General features: G+C 56.4%; 9 protein-coding genes and 2 pseudogenes. 9 read left to right on the top strand and 2 right to left on the bottom strand.

What is annotated here, in order from left to right:
- Nucleotides 1-887: 887 nt before the first annotated feature.
- The 3 genes from CMG77_RS08050 to CMG77_RS08040 all read left to right on the top strand — a co-directional run bounded on the left by CMG77_RS08050 (nt 888) and on the right by CMG77_RS08040 (nt 5,714).
- Nucleotides 888-2,297: an FGGY-family carbohydrate kinase gene (locus tag CMG77_RS08050; protein ID WP_286904020.1), complete on the top strand. Its 1,410-nt coding sequence runs from the start codon at nt 888-890 to the stop codon at nt 2,295-2,297.
- Between the two features lie 58 nt (nt 2,298-2,355).
- Nucleotides 2,356-4,356: a rhamnogalacturonan lyase gene (locus CMG77_RS08045; RefSeq protein ID WP_286904018.1), complete on the top strand. Its 2,001-nt coding sequence runs from the start codon at nt 2,356-2,358 to the stop codon at nt 4,354-4,356.
- A gap of 38 nt (nt 4,357-4,394) precedes the next feature.
- Nucleotides 4,395-5,714 (top strand): BNR repeat-containing protein, encoded by a 1,320-nt coding sequence (locus CMG77_RS08040; RefSeq protein WP_502691794.1) that lies wholly within the window; start codon nt 4,395-4,397, stop codon nt 5,712-5,714.
- A gap of 416 nt (nt 5,715-6,130) precedes the next feature.
- On the opposite strand, the gene CMG77_RS08035 is transcribed toward CMG77_RS08040, so the two are convergent.
- Complete coding sequence (locus tag CMG77_RS08035) at nt 6,131-9,043, bottom strand: TonB-dependent receptor (RefSeq protein ID WP_502691796.1); 2,913 nt, start codon at nt 9,041-9,043, stop codon at nt 6,131-6,133.
- 788 nt (nt 9,044-9,831) lie between these two features.
- Here CMG77_RS08035 and CMG77_RS08030 point away from each other — a divergent pair.
- Entirely contained in the window at nt 9,832-13,725 is a 3,894-nt protein-coding gene (locus tag CMG77_RS08030) for a rhamnogalacturonan lyase family protein (protein ID WP_286904013.1), read from the top strand.
- 124 nt (nt 13,726-13,849) lie between these two features.
- Here the strand turns inward: CMG77_RS08030 and CMG77_RS15860 are convergent, their stop codons facing one another.
- Entirely contained in the window at nt 13,850-15,103 is a 1,254-nt protein-coding gene (locus CMG77_RS15860) for a class II aldolase/adducin family protein (RefSeq protein WP_353743466.1), read from the bottom strand.
- Between the two features lie 187 nt (nt 15,104-15,290).
- On the opposite strand from CMG77_RS15860, the gene CMG77_RS08025 reads away from it, so the two are divergent.
- The 5 genes and pseudogenes from CMG77_RS08025 to CMG77_RS08005 all read left to right on the top strand — a co-directional run bounded on the left by CMG77_RS08025 (nt 15,291) and on the right by CMG77_RS08005 (nt 22,881).
- The gene (locus CMG77_RS08025; protein WP_502691793.1) at nt 15,291-17,996 is read left to right on the top strand and encodes an exo-rhamnogalacturonan lyase family protein; all 2,706 of its coding nucleotides are present in this window, start codon (nt 15,291-15,293) and stop codon (nt 17,994-17,996) included.
- A gap of 48 nt (nt 17,997-18,044) precedes the next feature.
- Complete coding sequence (gene bglB, locus CMG77_RS08020; protein WP_286904009.1) at nt 18,045-19,151, top strand: beta-galactosidase BglB; 1,107 nt, start codon at nt 18,045-18,047, stop codon at nt 19,149-19,151.
- A gap of 65 nt (nt 19,152-19,216) precedes the next feature.
- Nucleotides 19,217-19,531, top strand: coding sequence for an L-rhamnose mutarotase (gene rhaM / locus CMG77_RS08015; protein WP_286904007.1), 315 nt, complete (start codon nt 19,217-19,219; stop codon nt 19,529-19,531).
- 10 nt (nt 19,532-19,541) lie between these two features.
- Nucleotides 19,542-20,321: pseudogene (locus tag CMG77_RS08010) on the top strand (DUF1961 family protein).
- 52 nt (nt 20,322-20,373) lie between these two features.
- Nucleotides 20,374-22,881 (top strand): annotated as a pseudogene (locus tag CMG77_RS08005) (glycoside hydrolase family 31 protein).
- Nucleotides 22,882-22,941: the final 60 nt, after the last annotated feature.

Genomic DNA, 22,941 nt, shown 5'->3' with positions numbered 1-22,941 from the left:
ATACCTCCATTGAGAAACTGGATGCGGGCTCGGTTGCCTATCAGGCCCTTGGCGCGACCGGGATATTGGTCGTCATCATCGCGGGTTGGACAACGTCCAATCCGACCATTTANCGGGCCGGGNTNGCGTTTCAGTCATTGCATCCNCGGTGGCGTCGCACCACGGTCACCGCCATTACCGGTGCNGTGACTACCGTCATCGCCTGTTTCCCGTTTGTGTTTACCCAGTTGATGAGTTTTGTGGGCCTGATGGGGCTGATCCTGGCGCCNATTGGNGCGGTCATTGTGACCGAACACTGGATCTTTCCCCGGATTGGCCTGACCCGATACTGGAACCATTATCGAAAGGCCTATCTCAANTGGCCCGCATGCCTGGCCTGGCTTCTGTCNCTGTGCGCGGCATGGGGTTTTCACCGNTTGGGCATTCATCTGTTTTTCCTGCTNATNCCGACCTGGGTTACCGCGACGGCCGTGTATACCGCCCTGGCGGCCTGGAGTGGGGCGGCCNGNTCCTANNNGCAATCNTCGGTGCACGAAGCGGAGGAGGCGCAGCGCAAGCAGGCCGAACAGCAGTATCTGCATGCGCCNCAGACGCGAGCTGGCGCTGACGNNGGCCGCTTCGGTTCGCCCGCCATGGCCGCATCCGCTGTGGTGGCGATCGGCTCGTTGTTGGTTTGCTTGGGGCTNGGGCTGTANAGCGTCGATTCGGGTAACATTGACCTGGTCAAACACTGGGTCTTTCTTCCAACGGCGACTTATCTGNTNTCGGCGACCCTNTGGTCCCACTTGAAAGAGAAGCACGCCCAACGTTAACCGGAACACTTGACTTGAACCGGGGTGAATCATGCAGCTATCCCGGCGACAACACGACATGGTGAATTTGTCTCAATGAGTAANATTCTGATTCTGGATATTGGTAAAACCAACATTAAAGTGCATGTTCTCGATGAGCATCTCGAGAGNCGGTTCGAGAAAACCAGGCGCAATGCCGTGGTAGAGAATCCGCTTTATCCCCACTTCGATGTGGATGCCATATGGGACTGGTTCTGCGAGGCGGTTCGCGAGGTGTCGGACGCGTTTTCCATCACCGCAATCAGTGTCACCACCCACGGCGCTACGGCGGCCCTCGTTGATAGGCAAGGCTCCGGTAATGGGCTGGTGCTTCCGATTCTGGATTATGAATACGCGGGCCCTGACGCAATAACTGGGGACTACACCGGCGTTCGACCGGATTTCTCCGAAACCCGCTCTCCCGATCTGTCGGCGGGCCTGAACCTGGGGCGGCAATTGTACTGGTTGCAGCAACGGTTTCCCCAGGCGTTCGGGCAAGCCACCGATATTCTGTTGTACCCCCAATACTGGGTGTGGCGGATGACCGGTGAGCGCTGCGCCGAAAGAACCTCGCTCGGTTGTCATACCGACCTTTGGGCTCCGGAGCGAAACGATTACTCATCGCTGGTTGATCGGATGGGGTGGCGAGCACTGTTTCCCGAGCTGAAAACCGCCGACAGTCTGGTGGGCCCGGTGTGTTCCGATTTCATCGCCCGAACCGGTTTGCCCGCTTCCTGTCAGGTTGCGGTGGGCATCCATGACAGCAACGCCAGTTACTTGCGGTATCTGCTCCAGAATGATGGCCAGCCTTTCTCTGTGATTTCTACCGGAACCTGGGCGATCACCATGACCAACAGCGGAGGTAACGCCGAACTCGACGAATCCCGGGACATGCTGATGAATGTCGATTGCCGGGGGACTCCGGTGCCCTGTGCCCGCTTTATGGGCGGGCGGGAGTACGAAGCCATCTGTTACCGCCTGGGATCCTATCCGGAGGAGCCTTTCAGTGTTGAGGATATCGACACCGTCCTGGCGGACGCCGTCTACGCGCTGCCTCAGTTCTGTGATACCTCGGGCCCGTTTTCCGGAACGCCGGGGCGAATTGTGGGGAGTATCGATCGCATAAACGGGGCCGCTCTGGCGTCGGTTTACAGTGCATTGATGCTGGACCTTGAGCTCGATCTTCTCAAGGCTCGGGGCGCGGTGTTTGTTGAGGGGGCCTTCCTGAAGAACAGCCTGCTGTGCCGAATGCTTGCAACGCTGCGCGGTGATAATCCGGTGTATCTGTCCAATGACTCGACGGGAACCGTCAAGGGCGCGGCGTCTCTGGCGCTTTCCGACCCGCAAAGTCCCGAAGGCGGAACCCTTTGTGAGCCATTGTCGATCGACGGTCTGGATCACTACAGGGCGCAATGGCGGAACTATTGTCAGGCGTTGGCAGTGGAGTCTTCGGCTGCATCGCTCTGAGAAAAGTCGCATCGTTTCTATAGCCAATCAACCTTATCGACCAAATGCAGGTTCAATCATGAAAATAACGTTGCATAACACCAAGCGCTCATTCCGCCGGGCCCCGCTGGGACTGCTGTTGCTCGTCACACTGCCCGGTTGTGGTACCGCATTGAATGACAGCGATCCATCGGTGGCGAAGGGAGCGGATCAGAAGGTAATAAAACTGGCCGACGTAAAATCCGGAAGCCAGGACGGCCGGTTCCTGGAGCACCTGAATCGCGGATTGGTGGCGATACCTTCTGATAAGGGTGTGCTTGTTTCCTGGCGACAGTTGTATCAGGACCCTGACGGTCTGTCATTTTCAGTGTATCGGAACGGCGAATTGATTTCGGAGCAGCCCATTAACGGGCGTTCCAACTTTATGGACCCGGAAGGAAAAGCCGGTGACGAGTATCAACTGAAAACCGATGGCCAGATCGTTGATGTGGCAACCACCTGGAGCGCCCCTTATCTTGAAATTCCGTTGGATGTGCCGGAAGACGGTGTGACGCCCGATGGTGATCGCTATCACTACACCGCCAACGATGCCAGCGTTGGCGACCTGGATGGCGATGGCCAGTATGAAATCATTCTCAAGTGGGATCCTTCAAACGCAAAAGATAACTCCCAGGGTGGCTATACGGGTAACGCCCTGATCGATGCCTATACTCTGGACGGTGAACGGCTCTGGCGGATCGATCTGGGCCGGAATATCCGCTCCGGTGCCCACTACACCCAGTTCATGGTGTATGACTTTGATGGCGATGGCCGCGCGGAGATCGCCATGAAAACCGCTGATGGAACCGTGGATGGAGAAGGCAATGTGATCGGGTCGGCGGACGCCGATTGGGTCTCTCACAGCGGGAATCCTGAGGTGAGAGACCGCACGGGATCAAAGGTTACCGAAGACGGGCGCTATCTGGGTGAACTCAAAGGACGAATTCTCAAAGGCCCGGAGTACTTCTCCGTGTTCGATGGCGAAACCGGTCGGGTTCTGGATACCAAGCCCTATATACCCCAGCGTGCTCCGGGCAACGATAACCCGACGATGGATGAGATGAAGTCGCTGTGGGGGGATGGCTATGGCAACCGGTCTGAGCGCTATCTTGCCGGTGTTGCCTTTCTGGACGGCGAGATGCCCAGTATCGTTATGGCCCGTGGCTACTACGAGCGCACCGTTATTGCCGCTTACGATTTCCGGGATGGCGAAATTTCTACCCGGTGGACCTTTGATACCCTGTCAGAGGAGATACCTGACGAGTACGCCGGGCAAGGCAATCATCAGCTGTCCGTAGCGGATATCGATGGCGACCGAAAAGATGAAATCATTTACGGTGCCATGGCCGTCGATCACGATGGTTCCCCGAAATGGAGCACTGGGTTCGGTCATGGCGATGCTCTGCACGTATCGGATCTGGACCCGGAAAACCCAGGCCTTGAAGTGTTTGGTGTTTATGAGGACATTCGCGGAAACGGTGGCATTGGCTCCGCACTGATTGATGCGCAGAGCGGCCGGGTCCTCTGGACGAAAAGCGCCCGGAAAGACAATGGCCGGGGGCTGGCCGCCAATATTGATCCGCGCTTCCCCGGCGCTGAGGTCTGGGCACTGAATGCGCCGGAGTTGTTCGATATCAACGGAAAATCCACCGGCGCCCAGCGTCCTGGTCCGGTCAATTTTGCCGTCTGGTGGGATGGTGACCTGCAGCGAGAGCTGCTCAATCACAATACCGTCTACAAGTGGAATTGGGAAACCGAGCAGGTCGATACTCTGATGGAGGCCAGTGGTATGACCTCCAATAACGGAACCAAAGCCACTCCGGCGCTATCGGGNGATATTTTTGGTGATTGGCGCGAGGAGATTATATTGCGCTCGGAGGATAATCGGTTTCTCCGGATCTACTCCACNCCTATTCCCAGCGAGCACGGATTCACCACGCTGATGCATGACCTGCAATACCGGCTCGCCATNGCCTGGCAGAACACGTCCTATAATCAGCCTCCCCATCCCAGNTTCTATATTGGAAGNGATNANGANTGANGANCNTCNCNGGGNNNCATAGNNTNGTCGGTGCCGCNATGCTGGTCGCGNTCGCACTGGGTGCCTGNAGTNNGCATTCGCNCNAGGNNGACTGGCNGNGGNCNCAGGCCGCNGGNGTCGATCAGATNCCGCTGGGGCCTGAGGCNTTCTCGGGAAGTTCGGTCAATGTGGTGGCCGGAACCCGCCAGATGCTCTTTACTCACGGCGGGCACCAGTACGCCGGGTACTACGACCCCGAAGGCCGGGTGATCCTGGCCAAGCGCCCATTGGGCTCGTCGCACTGGCAAAGGAGGGAGACCCCGTTTTTTGCCAATACGCGGGATGCGCACAACTCCATCAGTCTGATCGTGGACGGANGGGGTTATCTGCATCTCGCGTGGGGGCATCACGATTCGCCGTTGAGCTATAGCGTCGCTGAAGCCCCCGGCAGTCTAGAGATGACGGACCCTATGGAGATGGTCGGCTCTGAGGAGGATAAAGTCACCTATCCGCAATTCTTCCGGCTCAGCAACGGCAACCTGTTGTTTGTTTACCGGGATGGTGCGTCGGGTAGGGGGAAGGTGGTTCTGAACCACTACGATGCACAGCGCCAACGCTGGACCCGAAGACAGGATAACCTCATCGACGGAGACGGGGAGCGAAGCGCTTACTGGGACATGGTGGTTGGCCCCGACGATACGCTGCATCTGGCATGGGTGTGGCGAGAGTCGCCCGACGTCGCCACCAATCACGATCTGCTGTATGCAGAATCAGTGGATGGCGGGGATNCNTGGCGACGTCGCGACGGTACGCCGTACAGGCTCCCGATCACCCAACGTAGCGCAGAGGTTGCCCACGTCATCGAGCAGAACAGCAACCTGATGAACCCTCCCGCCGTTGCGGTTTCGGCAAACGGCGTTCCTTTTGTGACCTCCTACTGGTCTGAAAACCCGGGTGATAATCCGGGGTTCAACATTGTGTACCCCTCGTCAGANGGCTGGAATTTTATTGCCGGACCCAAGGCGGCGCAGCCGTTCACTCTGGCGGGAGGCGGTACCAAGAAGCCTCCGATCTCCCGGGCGGCGTTGCTGGTGGAGGAGANCGCGGAGCGAATTCACCTTGTGTATCGCAGTGACCANCACGGTGGACGCGTTNTNGGCGCNTCGTTANCGAATCTNTCCGGGGCTGAATGGCGTTACCGGTACCTGACTGAGAGTTCGGTTGGCGCNTGGGAGCCCTCCATCGATCCGGCGCAATGGTCNGGCAATCANCAAGCTCATATGTTGTTACAGCGTGTGGCGCAGGTTGATGGCGATGACACCGTTGGAAAACAGCAGGAAGCAACCGCCATTCATGTGTTGGAGTGGCGCCCTCGCTAAGAACTGACTCGCGGAAGTCCTGCCCGGCGAAACGAGACAGATAACGACCTTAAATGATTTATAACGATTGTTATTGATTTAAAATGATTGACGAGTTGGCTGAAAAAACCTACCATNGTGTGGAAGTTGGGATTCAGGTTGCTCCGTTGATAGTACACCCGGTGTCGCACAGAGAGCATTCTCTCACCCGGCCCCTCGAGTCCGCTCAATAGCTTTTCTCAGGTCCGGTGTTCTCCTGTCTCCTGGTTTACCAGCGCCGACTACCACCGAGCAATCACGACTTCTGATCTCCTCCTCGGCTTGCTGCTGATTCTCCAATCAGCAGCTTTTTTTTGTCTNACGTTTCCCCTCTCAGTCGAGCACAAAAAAAGGCACCCAAAGGGTGCCTTAAAGGGGGTGTTGCTTNAGGAGAGCACTTACATCCGGTAGGTGAAACCAGCGGANAACATGCGGCCAGACCACTGNANGTCATTGGTCCGTCCGACACCGGAGGTTTCCAGCTTCACTTCTTTACCCANGTTCCGCGCATCGACGTAGAACTTCAGGTTTTCATCATAGGTATAGGTGATCTTACCGTCGATGTAACCGCTGGCATCCACGAATACCGGCAGGCCGTCAAACACGCGCGAATAGTATTCATCGCGGTAGTTGTAGGCCAGCTTGAGGCTCCAGGTGTCGTCCTCGTAGAAGGCTTCGAGGTTGTAGGAGTTCTCTGACTGGCCACGCAACGGCATCTGCTCGCCGGTCAGCGGNTTGAANTCATCNACGTTNTCGGCGGTGATATAGGTGTAGTTGGCTTTCGCACCGGTGTTGTTGAANGGCTCGGGCAGGAAGTCAAAGAAAGTNGAGGCCTGAAATTCAAAGCCCTTGGTAGTGATACCCTCTTTGTTCACCTGCTGGCGAACATCCCANAGGGTGCCGTCGTTGAAGAAGTCCACGTCCTGCTGNGTTTCTGCACCGAAGATGTAGCTGGTGATGTCCTTAACGAAATAGGCACCGGACAGAATGGAGCTTTCATTCGGATACCAGGTCAAAGCCACCTCACCCTGAGTCGCGCGGTAGGGATCCAGGTCCGGGTTACCTGCGGTACAGGTGTTCGGGATCATCTGATCACGTGCGAGCGGATAATCGCGCAGAGTACAATCGGCGTTGATGTTCAGGTCGTTGATCTGCGGACGAGCCATTACTTTCGCCACGCCCAGATAGGCTTCCAGCCCTTCGATCATTTCCAGGGTCAGGTTCAGGCTGGGCAGGACATCCACGAAGTCTTCCTCGACGGTCTGGCGACCTTCGAAAGCGCGCGGATCATCCGGATCTTCGACACCGGCCAGGTCTTCGCCGTTGGGGCCGTAAATCGGGTTGCCATCTTCGTCGGTCTGCTCTACGAGCACCCGGATGCGAGTGAAGCCTTCCGATTCGGTCTGAGTGCGGGCGACCCGAACACCAAAGTTACCACGCAGTACCATGCTGCCGACATCGGTCTCGAAATCGGCCTGTACGTAGGCGGACTGGGTCTGGACATTGATGTCGTAACGGCTGTCGATGGGTTGCAGGTTACCGCGCGCCGCTTCGGCGGAACTGAAGCCGCTGCGTTCAAGCAGGGCCGCCAGGTAAGGCTCGGTATCAACGGCCATGTAACTCTCGATGATATCCACGCCAGGGTTGTAATCCCGGAAGAACTTGTCCGTCGCAAAACGGTTTCCAAGCAGCACCGCCTCGTGATCGTCCTGGGTCCAGATGCGGGTTTCACCATCGACGGTATAGGGGTTGCCTACGGTCTGCATCAGGTTGTAGCCCCAGGCGTTGTTGGCGAAGTCCTGGTCGGTGGCGATAAAACCGGTACGGTAGGCGGTGAAAAAGCTCTGCTCGGGACTGTAGGTCACATCAAATTTGGCAATATTCTCAGATGCTTCGCTCTGGGAAGGCGCGTACTTGAAGCGGTCCAGAGAGGTGTACTGAGTGCCGTCATTGTAGTTGAAAGTATTGAAGGTATCTTCAACGTCGTCCTGATTGATGATGTAGGCGTCGGTAAAGTCGATTTCCGGAAGGTCATTGACCTGAGTAACGACAATTCCCCCCACGTTGTTCTGGGCGGTCTGGGTATCCCGGGAATCGATGTCTTCAAAGGTGGTGGACCGAGCGATATAGCCATCGATCGCCAGGTTGTCGTTGATATAGTCGAACCCGGCACGCATCACCTTGCGCTCCTGGGTCCAGTCAAAGTTCAGGGTCCGGTTTCGGATGGTGGCACCAATAGGTGTGCCGGCCGCGTTCATACCATTGGTTACGAATTGGGTAACGTTCTTGTTGGCATCGACCACTGCGCTGTCGATATCAAAGGCCGAACCGACTTCTACCTGGAAGTTTCGGTCGGTCGCCAGTTTTTCACGCTCACCGTCGGTATAGGATAAGTCGAAAGACAGGTTGTCGGTTACCGCGTACTGCATTTCGACGTTGGCTGACAATCGGTTTTCCTCGCGACCCCAGATACTATAACGCGGGGTGCTTGGGCTGTATTCGTGCCACTGCTCCAGGCAAGCTGTTTCGCTGGCTGAATCGAGCCCCGCATCCATACACTCCTGTTGGGTGGAGTAGTCTGCATAAAGCTGGTCGACTGAGGTTTTGCTGGCGACCCCGTCAACATCGTGGTATTTCTGCCAGTTGGTGTTACGCAGGCCGTGCAGCATGGTGTGCACATCAGAGCCAGTAATATTCACCAGGAAGCCCAGACGATCGGATGCTTTGTAGACGCCGGTCAGGTTGTACTTGGGCATAACCTCATCAATCATGGAGTTATACTGGGCTTCGCCATTGATTGATAGGAAATTTTCTTCAAATTCGTTGGGTTTGCGCGTGTTGATCTGAATGGTACCGCCCACGCCACCTTCGGTGAGTCGTGCCTCAGAGCCCTTATAGACGTCAATTGACTTGACCAGCTCTGAGGCCATGTCCCGGAAGTCTACACTGCGGCTGCCGCCCATACCCATGGCGGTCACACCGTTCAGCTCAACTCGCACCAGGCCTGACTCAACGCCACGAACACTGACGGAGGTACCTTCACCCATATCGCGGTTGAGCTGAATGCCGGAAATTCGCTGCAGTGCTTCACCGATGTTCTTGTCGGGGAATTCACTGATGTCTTCGGCCACCAGGGAGTCCATCATGGTGCCGGCTTCGCGCTTCCGATCCAGAGCACTTGTGTAGCTCTGACGGATGCCGGTGACCAATACCTCTTCAAGCACGGTATCTTCGGACGACGCGTTGTCGTTCTGAGATTGGCTTTGCTGTTCGTCGTCCTGTTGCTCTTGCGCGTAGGCGTTGGTCACCATAAAGGTGCTGCATGCGGCCCCGGCCAGAACAATGGAAGCAATACGACTGGCTAGTGAATTCTTTTTAAAGAGTGGTGTTGTCTTGGTGCAATCAAGCTTTTCAGACTGATTGTAGTTATTCATTATTAAATCCCGCCTTAAATGTTAGTAAGTGGAAATTTTATGTAATGGTTACTTTGCTAACAGTCCCCATAGTATAACCAAAAAAAATCAAATTCAACAAAATGTAACCACAATAACCCTGCGTTGCAGTCACTAGCAGTCATTTCAATCTCAAATAGATTTTAAAACTGACTTTATTATTCCGTTTAAGAATAATATTCCGGTTTTAGGTGCATATATAGAAGTGCCTGGATGGCTGTGCCTGGTGGCGCTGGAGTAATTGGCCGTCAGTGCGATATCCGGCAGTGCGCTCAGTGGTTCCCCGGGGTGCCGCCCCATAGCGTGGGCCTGCATGACACCGTTCCCGGAAGGTATATGGTCAATAGAACCTTATGTGGCGTAGGCAGGATGGCCTCGTTTTCTTCGCAACCCTGCCTTGGCGGAGAGAGGGAGGTGTGGCTTTTAGAAGTTTGAAAACTATTGGAAAACAACGACGAAAAGCACTAGAATCGTGATTGAAGCTGATGTAATATGATCATTGATGGTTTTTTGTTAGCAGTTACATAATGATAAATGACTAATTCCGTTGGTCTTTTCACCCTAAATAAGAATTCAGTTTCATCGCCATGTAGTTTTAACCGCTAATTCTACATCTCTTTCGTAAGATCACTTTCGGAGATTGCATAATGAGAAAAGACGGAAGTTACTCCAAAGGCAAAATACGGGCACTGGCGGTACCGCTGGTACCTGTGTTGTTATCCACGATGCTGGTGGCCTGTGATGACGAGTACACACCGGCAGAGCCCTTCAACGCTCCACCATTGACCGACGCTGAGCGCGACACCAGCGGCAGCTCCAATGTCGAATACCTTGATCGCGGGTTGGTAGTAATGCCTGGCGAGGAAGAAGGCAATGTCCTCAGTTGGCGCTGGTCCGGCCTGGACGAGCAGCGAATCATCTTTGCCGTCTACAAAAACGACGAGTTCTTCCGGACGGTTCGCCCCGGAGAGCCCACTTTCTTGGAAGACCCCAACGGGATGCCGGGCGATACCTATCAGATCGAAGCTCTGGTTGACGATGAGCAGAAAGATGTCTCGGCGGTCGTTGCCGCACCAGAGACGCCTTATCTGAGTATCCCCCTGAACAAACCGGCCAATGGCTTTGTCGATGGAGAAGAGTACAGCTACTCAGCCAACGATGCCTCTGCCGCTGATTTGACCGGTGACGGCCAGTATGAACTGATCGTCAAGTGGAACCCCGACAACGCCAAAGACAATGCGCAGTCCGGCAAAACCGGTGATGTGCTCATTGATGCCTATACGATGGAAGGCGATTTCCTCTGGCGCATCAACCTGGGGCCGAATATTCGTGCCGGCGCTCACTATACCCAGTTTATTGCCTACGACTTTAATCAGGACGGCCGCGCCGAAGTGGCGATGAAGACCGCCGATGGCACTGTCGACGGTCGCGGTACCGTGATTGGCGACGCCGAAGCTGTTTATCGCAACGATGGCGGTTATATTCTGGATGGTCCCGAGTACCTGACCATGTTCGATGGCATTTCCGGTGAAGCCATCAGTACCGTTGATTATATTCCACCTCGCGGTGAGGATATCAACGCAATCTGGGGTGACGACTACGGCAACCGGGTTGACCGTTTCCTGGCGGGCGTTGCGTATCTGGATGGCCAGACGCCNAGTCTGGTNATGTCNCGNGGCTANTACACCCGTGCNGTNGTGGCGACGTTCAANTTCGATGGAAGCACCCTGACTCAAAACTGGGTCTATGACTCGGCTGAGGATGAGTCTGGNCCAAGTCTGGCNGGGCAGGGCGCNCACAGTCTGAGTGTGGCCGATGTCGACAGTGACGGTAAAGATGAGATNATNTTCGGGGCGGCGACCCTGGATGACAATGGTACTCCGCTNTACAGCACNGGNCTCGGACANGGNGACGCNNTNCACGTCACNGANATNATTCCGGANAANCCCGGTCTGGAAATNTTCATGGTTCACGAAAGTTCCAGCGCCTACATNACCGANGANGGNAATTTTGGTGTGGAAGTNCACGATGCCGNAACNGGNGANATNCTGATNTCNCAGCCNAGNAATGGCGANGGNGATGANGTNGGTCGCGGCGTNACCGGGGATATCGATCCGAANTATCCNGGNCTGGANAGNTGGGGTTCTCGCGGTGGTCTGATGGCNTCCGATGGTNCCGTCATTTCNGAGAANAAGCCGGCCATGAACTTTATGGTCTGGTGGGACGGCGANCTCAACCGCGAAATGCTGGATGGTACCGAAATCACCAANTGGAACCCTGAATCCATGCTGGTGGAAGAGCCNNTGCTGAATGCNGGTACNTTCGCCAATGGTCTGGCGGTGTCCAACAATGGNACCAAGGCGACCCCNGCNCTGTCCGCCGACCTGNTGGGCGACTGGCGTGAAGAGGTGGTGTTNGCNAATGAGGCCAGCACCCGGTTGATGGTNTACTCNAGCAATATTCCCACCGATGTCCGCTTGCCCACNCTGATGCATGATCGTCAGTATCGTACTGCCATTGCGTGGCAGAACGTTGGTTACAATCAGCCTCCGCACCCCAGCTTCTATATGGGTTCGGATATGAAGCTGTACGATCATATCGTGAAGGAACTTCCGCAGTTCAAAACCCANGCGGTCCCGGCCGAGCCTGTCAGTGCCGCTGTCGTCCAGGGCAATAATGACAATGTTCTGGTCAAGGTGATTCCCGGTGACGCGGAGCTCGACTCCTTTGAAGTGTTCCGGAGTGAATCCGATGCGCGCGATTCCGCGACCAGTGTGGGTGTGGCCGAAGGTGGTGAGACATCGTTCGTTGACGATTCAGCAAGCCCGGATGTGACCTACTANTACTGGGTTGAAGNCACCGATCTGGATGGCAATGCAATCGCCGGTATTGATGGTCCCTATCAGACACGACTGACATCCACGCAGATTCCCCGTGTCGAGGCGGCCAGTTCCAACAACTACGTCGACCTCACTTGGGTGACCGACCTCGAGTTGANCGATATTTANATTTATCGCGCTNAGACCGATGATGTCGAGAATGTGCCNGAAAAACCTTCTATGGCNTACGCAGAGGTTAANCCGGACGCAAAAACCTGGACCGATGGCGANACAGAAGAGGGTGGTAAGTACTACTACTGGGTCGAGCTGACCACGGTAGAGGGTAATATCATTGACGCGGCTCCAGCCTTNGGGGAAAACCTGGTGGTAGAAGCCTCCAACCTGAGCGCTACCTATGCCGANGGTGTCATGACAGTATGTTGGGACCTTGAGAACGTTGCGCCCGGTGCGACTTATAATGAGCTNTACCGCAACGATCAGAACCAGGCCAGTGGCCGCTCGCGGATCTACCCGATCAGCGATCCAGCGGTGATCTACGAGGGCTGCTTTGAAGATGCTGGGCCNGAGGGTGGCTTTATCGAAGGCCAGGGGTACTGGTATATGTTCAAGCAGGTCGCCAGTGCGGAGATCGTTGGTCCCTTCGGTTTTGGTCTGGAGAGCAATGTCACCAACCTGTCAGCCGAGCTTGACCCGGCGCTGGGCACCATCAATCTGACTTGGAANCTGTGGAACTTTGGNCAGNANATTGNCANTGTTGANCTGTACCGNAACACCAGTGNNTCGCTGACNGGAANNACNCTGGTGCGTGNAGANGTNAGAGCGCTTGANGGTCGCNTGCGCGANACCGGNGGNGANAANGGNTTTACNCAGAATGAAACCTANTGGTANTCCTTCGAGGTAACTCTGCAGGATGGCACNGTNNTCAATACNGATCCGGAAGGTGAAGTTTTGTTCGAGCTGCCNGAGCCGGAAACCAATATCCTCACGCGTCTGGAAGANGGTGGTATNCGCATCGANTGGAACCTGGAAAACTTCCAGGGNGANATCAGCCAGATCGAAATCCTGCGCAANACCNANGCGTCCGCNGAAGGTGCCACCGTGGTGGTGTCCGAAGGTCTGGAGCTGCGCGGTGTGTACGCCGAGTACGAGGGTCTGGTGGAACTGCAGTCCTACTGGTACTTCATGCGGGTCACCATGGCCAATGGCGATGTCATTGTCGGCGAGCCCTCCACGGAGCTGGTCTATGAGGAAAACCCGAGTACNACCAGCCTGACCATCAANGAGAACGAAGATGGTTACTGCGAGATGTCCAATGGGTTGATCGAGAGCAACTGGGCCGGNTTTGAGGGNGATGGTTTCTCCAATACCGATAANGCCGAAGGTGAGTNCATCACCTACAAGGTCAACATTCGGGATGCGGGCACCTACCGTCTGCTGGTTCGNTACGCCAACGGTGCGGGGGATAACCGNTTCGCCCGTGTNGATATCAACAGCCAGATNGGCGTGGCCCAGATCGATATGGAGTCCACCTCGGCCTGGGATACCTGGATGGAGTCCAGTGTTGATCTNGAGCTTGAGTCAGGCGAGACCGATATTACCCTGTACGCCGGCTCNGGCGGCGGTCTGGGCAATGTCGACTACCTGTACATCAATGCGCTGACCACGGAAAACGCTCCGCAAGCGATTGCTTGNACACCGTAATCGCGGAGCTCTGGGGCGTTTTCGNCCCAGTTCGTNAACACAAAAAAAGGGCCAGACGTCAGTCTGGCCCTTTTTTTGTGTTGCATTAGTTTCGTGCTCAAGCGGATCGATGAGCCGTGTCGCTTCAGAGGCTGTCCAGNAGTTGGGCTTCCTGCGNTGATAAGCCCACATAGGNGTCGATAGCCTCGGCACAGCGCATGACNTCAATGGCATTTTGATAGGCTTCCGCCGTCAGGCGAGAGCCCTTTTTGCTTTGACCCAAGGCAATCAATCCNACACCGGGTATCAGGCAGACCGCNGGCACTTCGCCTTGGGTGCTGGAACCGGCNCGGNCGCGACGCGTGTCCCGGTAGCGNGCAACGCCCTGTTCGAGCTTCTGCTTNAGNGTCTCCAGGGTATCGCCTTCAGGGTTCCAGGGAATGTACAGCGGTTTCAGTTTGGTGTGTCTGAGGTGATGCAGGCAGGCGACGCCTTTGGCTGCCAGGCGGGGAGCATCGACCGAGTTGACGAANCGCATCACNTCNGNCNCNGANTCNACGGTCCCGANCACCGGGTTNCCATCGGATANCAGATCGNTCANAAACGGCAGAATTCGCTTCAGGACATTCTGTCGCGTCGGNGCNCTCAGGTCNCTATGGCGCGGACCNCCGAAGGTTTTATCGCCCTTGTCCCGTGCGGCGATNTAGCGGGATGCCGCCTCAATGATGTCCAGCGTCTGTCGGTAGCAGAGTCTGTTNTCATCGGACCAGGTGGCGATGCCGTTACCNGCCAATAGNGCACCTTTCGCGTCGGGGTTACGATTCCAGGCCGCTTGCAAAGGGATGCCCTGCTCGAAGCCCGGGCGTGCCNGGGGTACCCAGAGCATAGTGTGACCCCAGATGCGTTGCGTCAGCGCCCTGGAGTTTTTACAGGCCCCCACGGCAATCGCCGCACANGGATGAATGTGGTTGACGTGGGCGTAGGGCATCAATGCGTGNAGNGGCGTGTCCACGGAAGGGGCCGGCGCGGCCCGGTTGAATGTGGCGGCCTTGAAGGGCTCGCTGGCCGTGGGCCGAGTGTTTGCGCGGCGTAACCGTTGATAGTGGTGCCTCAAGGCCATCAGCCTCTCTTGGTACAGAGGAGAGAACTGACTTCTGCGTGAGGTTTTCAGATCCGTCCCGGCACTTTTGATCCATATGACCTCCACGGGCTGACCGCTGACCGGGTCTTTTTCAATAACCTTCAGTGAGGTGCTGCCGCCGCCGGTCGGGGTGATCCGGTGATCCTCGCCAAGCCGGTTTGAGCGGTACACCAGTGCCTCCAGCGGCGAGAGCCGGTTGGCAAGCGCGTCGTCCCAGGTGTCATGAATGTGGGTGTAATGATTGTTGCGGTAGGACATGGTTAAACCCTGAATCTGGCATCATCATTGGGGGCAAAAGGGTAGCCCAGGAATCACAAAAAGTCATTATAAATCAAATATTGTCAATAATCGTCGGTTGTGATAACGTTTCGTGGATGAGAGGGTGGGGCCTGTGCGGCCTGACAACGATAAGACAAACGCAGATCAACGTTAGAGTGCTCCTGCAATGAATCGACGAGAGTTTCTTAAGAGAGGTGGTGTGGCCGCCTCTCTCCCCCTGACTTTGCAAGCCCTGTCCAGCGGTTGTGCCACCTCCGGTTCCTCCCTGGTGCCGACGCGCCAGGCGGGTCATTTAAGTTGGCTTGAAGGAGACGAACCGGCGGCCAAAGCCGGTACCACCTGGGGTCAGCCCTGGGCCGAGGGTGAACTCTCCGTCAACGACTCACTCTGTCTGAACACAGAAGATGGACGCCGGGTGCCCCTGCAGAGTTGGCCTACCGCTTACTGGCCGGATGGCAGTATCAAGTGGACGGCCCACGCCGTGCCGGCGGGCATCGCGCTCGGAAAGCAGTTCCAGGTCACCAAAGGTCGTAACGCTGCGCCGGAGTGGCCCGTTCGTGTGACCTCCGGAGCGGACGCCATTGAGATCGACACCGGTCGGGTCAAGGTATCGGTACCCACCTCGGGGGATTACCTGATTGGCTCAATGACTCGCGGTGATGCGATGGTCGCCCGGAACGCTCGTCTGGTGGGCCTCGTGCAGGATCAGGTAGACCCGAGTGAGCCGGTCTCCCGGGTGGAGACCTTCCAGTCCCGGACGGATCGGGTCACGATCGAACAGGAGGGCCCGGTGCGTGCCGTTGTCAAAATCGAGGGCAAGCACAAGGCGGAGTCCGGAAAAGAGTGGTTGCCCTTCACGGTCCGACTCTACTTTTATAGCGGCGCCGAGTCCCTTCGAATCAGTCATACCTTCATCTATGACCTGGATGATCAGAAAGATTTTATTCGCGGTCTGGGTTTACGCTTTGACGTGCTCCAGCGCGACGAGCTGTATGATCGCCATGTGCGCTTTGTGGGTGAGAATGACGGCCTCTGGGCCGAGTCACCCAAAGGCATTACCGGGCTTCGTCAGGACCCGGGCAAAGCCGTGCGGGAGGCACAGCTTGCCGGGCGCAAAACGCCGCCCTTGAGTGAATGGAACCCGAGGGTAACCGGCCTGCTGCACTATGTGCCGGTGTGGAATGATTTCACGCTGTCGCAACTGAATGCCAACGGCTTCACCATCAAAAAACGCACCCAGAGCGGCCACGCCTGGATCAATGCCGATCAGGGCCGGCGCGCCAGCGGCGTGGCCTATGTGGGTGGAGCCTCCGGGGGCGTACTGTTCGGGATGCGGGATTTCTGGCAACTGCACCCGGTTCAGGTGGATATCCGCAACGCCGGGCGCGACGTATCGCAAGCCACGCTCTGGTTCTGGTCGCCCGAGGCGCCACCAATGGATGTGCGCTTCTATCACGATGGCATGGGGCAAGAGACCTACGAGCAGCAGTTGGATGCGCTGAAAATCACTTACGAAGATTATGAACCCGGCTTCGATACCGCCTACGGTGTGGCGCGGACCACGGACTTTGTCCTGTGTGTGCTGTCCTCGACGCCCTCGCGCACGGAGACGGTGAACTGGGCGAAGGAAATCAGCAAGCCCGCGCAGGTGGTTGCCGCCCCGGAGGACTATTTGAAATCCGGTGTCTTTGGTGCTCTCTGGAGCCTGCCGGATCGTTCCTCGACCCGGAAAAAGCAGATCGAAGACCGCCTGGCCTGGCAGGTCGAGCATTACTGTCGACAGGTAGATCAGCACCACTGGTACGGATTCTGGGATTACGGCGATGTGATGCACACCTACGATGTCGACCGCCATGTCTGGCGCTACGACATTGGCGGGTACGCCTGGGACAACTCCGAGCTCTCGCCGGACCTGTGGCTCTGGTACTCNTTCNTGCGTAGCGGCGATCCCNACACCTTTCGGTTGGCCGAAGCGATGACCCGGCATACCCGGGATGTCGACATCTATCACCTCGGACGATTCCGNGGGNTGGGCACTCGACACAACGTTCANCACTGGGGCTGTAGCGCCAAGCAACTNCGGATCAGTACCGCCGCCTATCGACGGTTCCACTANTTCCTNACCGGGGATGACCGGACGGCGGATGTGCTTGATGAAGTNATTGATGCCGGTGAAGCCTTGCGCCGTGTCGATCCCACCCGAAAGCTTCCAAACCGCGAGCCGGTCCCCGGCCCGNATCGATTGCANGTGGGCACCGACTGGGGTTCGGTNGCGGCCAACTGGCTCACNGCCTGGGAANGGACCGGGGATGACCAGTATCGGGATCGACTGGTAAGCGCCATGCGCACNATCGGNNGTCATCCCGANGGCTTCTTTGCGGGNACCTATGGCTTTGATGCCGACACNAAAAANCTCCTGGCGCCCCCNGAGGGTGACATTGAGGTTTCGCATCTGAGCTCGGTGTTCGGGCTGGTGGAAATCAANGCNGAGCTGATTCAACTGCTCGATGTGCCCGAATACAAAGCGGCGTGGTTGCGCTACTGCCGCCTGTACAATGCCAGTGATGAACAGAAAGTGGCNGCGGTNGGGCGTGCCTTTGGCACGCATCTGGANGCACCGCATTCGCGNTTGACCGCCTACGCGGCCGCTCAGGAAGGNGNCGCCACNCTGGCGAAACGCGCCTGGCAGGANTTTCAGCTACCCCAGGAATTTGCTCGCCAGTGGACCGGTGANTTTCAGGCGATTCTGGAGGTGAAACCNCCTCAGGTGCTCAANCCGGTGGTGGAAGCGCCCTGGTTATCGACCAATGACGCGTCGCAATGGGGATTGGCGGCCATNCAGAACCTGGCGCTGATCGCNGACGAGCTATAATACCGNAAACGTTTTTTATTGATTCATACGCTAGAGGTTTTAAGAAGTATGCCAACTGTTGCACATAACATCGAATACGCCCAGGTCCGGAACACCATCGATAAGTTGATCGATAATCTGGTCAACATCAAAGATGAAACCGGTGAGTTNCTGCTCAAGCTCGACGATGGTCGNGTGATTGATACCAAAGGCTGGGCCGGCTGGGAGTGGACTCACGGCATTGGCCTCTATGGCTTGATGAAATACTGGGANATTACCGGCGACGAAAAGCCCAGGAAGATCATNGAAGACTGGTTCAGTGACCGGCTCAAGGAAGGTACGCCCACCAAGAACGTGAACACCATGTCCCCGTTCCTGACCCTGGCCTATATGCATGAGCGNACCGGAGAGCGCAGCCATCTNCCGTACCTGGATGTCTGGGCGGAGTGGGTCATGCGGGATATGCCCCGGACCACNGAAAATGGTCTTCAGCANATNGTCTACAACTCNGTGAACTATCAGCAGTTGTGGGACGATACGCTGATGATGAGCGTCATGCCGCTGGCCAAAATCGGATTNTTGNTGGANCGTCCNCACTATGTGGAAGAGGCCAAGCGGCAATTCATGTTGCACATCAAATATCTGGCGGANCGNAANACNGGNCTCTGGTTCCACGGCTGGACCTTTGANGGNAACCACAACTTTGCCGATGCCCTGTGGGCNCGNGGCAACAGCTGGGTNACCATTTCGATTCCNGAGTTTATTGAANTGCTNGANNTTCCNAAGACCGACGGTCTGCGNATGTTCCTGGAGGAAACCCTGGAAGCCCAGGTCAAAGCGCTGGAGGAAACCCAGCANNAAGACGGCCTGTGGCACACCCTGTTGGATGACCCCGANTCTTACCTCGAGGCCTCGGCCGCCGCCGGNTTTGCTTACGGNATTCTGAANGGCATTCGCAAAGGCTATCTCGACAAAAAGTACGAAGAAGTTGGCCTNAANGCNGTCAAAGCCGTGCTGGATAATATCAGTGCGGACGGCGAGCTCCAGCAGGTGTCGTTCGGCACGCCGGTCTTTGANGACCTNCAGGGTTACCGGGATATCCCNCTCACCTCCATGCCCTACGGTCAGTCCATGGCNATTNTGCTGTTGGTCGAATACATGAACTATTACATCTGATCGTCCTTCNCTCGGGCTGCTTCCGTCGGAGGCAGCCCAGAGTGCCATTCTGGAGTCACNNGACAATGGAAAAAATAGCNTTCGTCATGCAGCTNAAACCGGGCTGCGAGCANGAGTATGAGAANCGTCACGACGAAATCTGGCCCGAGCTGGTGGNCCAGCTNAAGGCCGCNGGTGTTTCGGACTACTCCATCTTTCTNCACCCGCAGACGCTNCAGTTGTTTGGGGTACTCAAGCGCACGGATGATCATGNTATGNACGAGTTACCCCAGACCGAGATCATGCANAAGTGGTGGGCTTACATGGCGGATATCATGGATNCCGAGGCCGACAACAGCCCGGTGTCTACNCCACTCAAGAACGTCTTNCACCTGGAATAGNGAGGCCTCTATGAGCAATAGATCATGGTCTTTATGGGTGAGNCTGCTGCTGGNGTGNNTGNTGGCNGGNTGTTCCNTGGTATCGCCGGAGCGCAANGCGAGTTCTACGGCGGACTNTCNGCCCGANCCGGGTCAATTGCTCTACCAGGCCAGCTTCGACAATCCCGAATCGGTAGCCGGNTGGGTGATGGAGGGCCCGGGTGAAATCGCCTTCGAGGANGGATGGATGGCAATGCACTCCCCGGACGAGCAGGGCCATCACGTNTTCTGGTGNCCCGAGGATTTCCCGGANANCTTTATCGCNCGCTGGGANGCNCAGAATCTGGATGACGAAGCGGGGCTGGTGATNGTTTTNTTTGCCGCAATCGGGGTTGATGGCCAGNACATCTTTTCGCCCGANTTGCCGNAACGGGATGGCACCTTTACCCAGTACACCGAAGGCGAGATCAANAGCTACCACATCTCCTACTANGCCAANGCCGCCCATAACCCGGGCCGGGGNCATGCCAACTTACGCAAGAACAATACCTTCAGTCTGTTGCAGAAAGGCGAGGTCGGNATTCCGACCGAATCCATGCAAGAGCATGAAATCACCCTGGTGAAANAGGGCGAGCGAATTCGACTGTATATCGACGATCGAAAGGTGATCGACTATACGGACAATGCCCCGNTGGTCGACGGTGTCGATACGGGCGATGCCCTGGGANGCGGAAAAATCGGNTTCCGGCAGATGAANTGGACCCAGTTNCGCTACAAAAACTTCCGCGTTTACGAATTNCCCCAGCAATAACGGGCAAAGCCCATCCCTCGATATAACCAGCGATAACGGACGAGGAAATCCCATGAAATACTGCTTACTGGCACTCCTGTGTCTGGCNGCCTTTGCNCANGCGACTGACAGNCAAGCTACTGAGTTGCCTGAATCCTCAAAAGCTCGGGACGCGCTCGGCCCGGGCACGGTTCAATCGTCGCCCGTCAGGGAGGGCAACAGAGTGCTCATCTCCGCCGAGCATGCGGATGTTCAGATCGAGTTCTGTACCGCCTCCATGGTGCGTGTGCGCAGCAGCTGGGATCGGGAGTTTGACGAGAACGCGGCGCTCGGACTTATGGTCACCNAGCGGGATTGGCCNCCGGTCNTAATCAANACCGCGGAGGAGNCTGATTTNTACGAGCTNGAATCAAAGCNGTTGCTCGTCCGTGTGTATAAATCGCCNTTGCGATTGGAGTTCTATGCCTCTGATGGAACCCTGCTGTCTACCGAGCGGATTGANGTAGGGGGTATGNCTCAGCAANCGGCAGGCGTTTCGGTCCATAAAAAGCTGCAGGANANTGANCANGTNTTTGGNTTTGGNCAGCGTATGGACTTTATCAACCAGCGGGGCAAACAGCTGGAGCTGACCGTCGGGCGTGGCATGGGCCGCCCCCATATCATCGGGGCCTACAATATTCTGGAGGCCAACTACAGCCCGGTGCCGTTTTTCATGAGCACGCGCGGCTACGGTATTTTTCTCCATACACCCTATACCTCCCACTGGGATATGGGGCACTCCACACCGGGTGTGTACTCATTTGAGGCGGAAGGCGGGGAGCTGGATTACTACTTCATGGCGGGCGCTGATTTTCCTTCGCTTCTGGACCAATATACCGCTGTGACCGGCAAGTCACCACTCTTACCCAAACCCGCTCATGGTCTGCACGTCGGGACTTACAGTGGCGGCACCTGGGGCTACGAGAAGCANACCTCNACCGATTACGTGGTCAATCTGGGGCGGACATTCCGTGAAAAGGAAATCCCGGTGGATATCATTCATCTGGATTCCACCTGGCGGATGTTCGGTGAGCAGGGCGGNAGTGGNGCNACNACNTTTGAATGGCGTGAAACCTTNGATGACCCGGANGCCATGTTCGATCAGCTCTACGACATGGNTTACAGCATGGTGGGCGTNCACGTNCGGCCACGCTATGACAATGGCAGACAGTACAANCTGTTGGATCAGGCACGGGATGCGGGGATGGTCTATCCCGAGCCCAATAATACCGGNGAGTTCGTCAACTTTTTTGACCCGGACGCGGTGGACTGGTGGTGGGAGAACGGCGCCNTGAAGGTGGCCTCNCAGGGCGCCATGTTCTTCAAGACNGATGAAGGCAGNGCCTTTGGNCGCAAGGCNAATGAGAGTGACAAGACCGGACCGACCGGGCCGGAAGCCGAGCGCCTGCACAACCTATTTCCATTGGCCTACGCCAAGGCGCCGTTTGAGAAATTCAGTGAACACAATCAGATGCGCGGTTTCAACNTGACGCGNGAAGGCTACGCCGGTATNCAACGCTACCCNTANCTCTGGGCGGGCGACTGGCCGAGCGAGTGGCAGTACTTCAAGCCGGTCATTCGCGCCGGGCTCAATATGGGCCTGTCGGGGGTNGGNTACTGGTCGCACAATATGGGNGGNTTCGAGCACGACCCGGATCCNGAGCTCTATATCCGCTGGACCCANTTTGGGCTTTTCAGNCCNATCGCGCATCTGTTCGGAATGGATCACCCCGGTTACAAGGAGCCNTGGCGTTATGGAGAAGAGGCCGAGCGGATTTTCANNCAGTACGATCGCATGCGTTACCGGTTTATTCCCTATNTCTACAGCGAAGCCTANCAGATGCACCGGACCGGTATGCCNATGATGCGGGCGTTGGTNCTGGAGTANCAGGAGGATGANAATACCCACGANATTGATGANCAGTATCTGTTTGGCCGNAATCTGTTGATTGCCCCGGTGACCACCAAGGGCGCGCAAACGCGGGTNGTCTATCTACCNGANGGNACCTGGTATGACTACTGGAGTGGTGAGCCCTATGAGGGCCAGCGCTATCACAACATTGTCACCCCGCTGGACCANTTGCCCATNTTCGTCAAGGCCGGNGGCATTCTTCCTCAACAGAGAGTGATGAACCTGGGCCAGGAAACAGCGGAAAACCTCACCCTGGAAATATTTCCCGGAGGCGAGTCCTCGTACCCGATNTACGATGATGATGGTAAAACCAAGGCGTACCTGTCCGGTGACTACGCNATCACNGACGTCACCGTAAAGGCTGAGNNGAATCGAACCCTGATCCGTATTGAGGCTCCTCGTGGCGACTACGACTTGGCGGAACGTTCCTACACACTGAAAGTTCGCCGNGACNNCCCCCCGGAGTCTGTTGTGGAAGGGNCCACTCCTCTTCGCGTCTTTGCCTCCTCCGTTGAGTACGAGNANAGCCAGTCACAAGCCGGTTGGTACTTCGATGATNAAGCGGGCGCACTGTACGTGAGGTTGGCCGGAACNAGNCTGAGCGATATTTCCGTGGCAATCAATCAGTAGCGTTGTTTGNGAATGNACTAAAAANATGTGAGAGAACACCAATAACAGGATCCCCGAGAC

Source organism: Marinimicrobium sp. (assembly GCF_002695945.1).
Classification (GTDB): Bacteria; Pseudomonadota; Gammaproteobacteria; order Pseudomonadales; family Cellvibrionaceae; genus Marinimicrobium; species Marinimicrobium koreense.
This window is presented reverse-complemented; position numbering and strand designations above follow the sequence as displayed.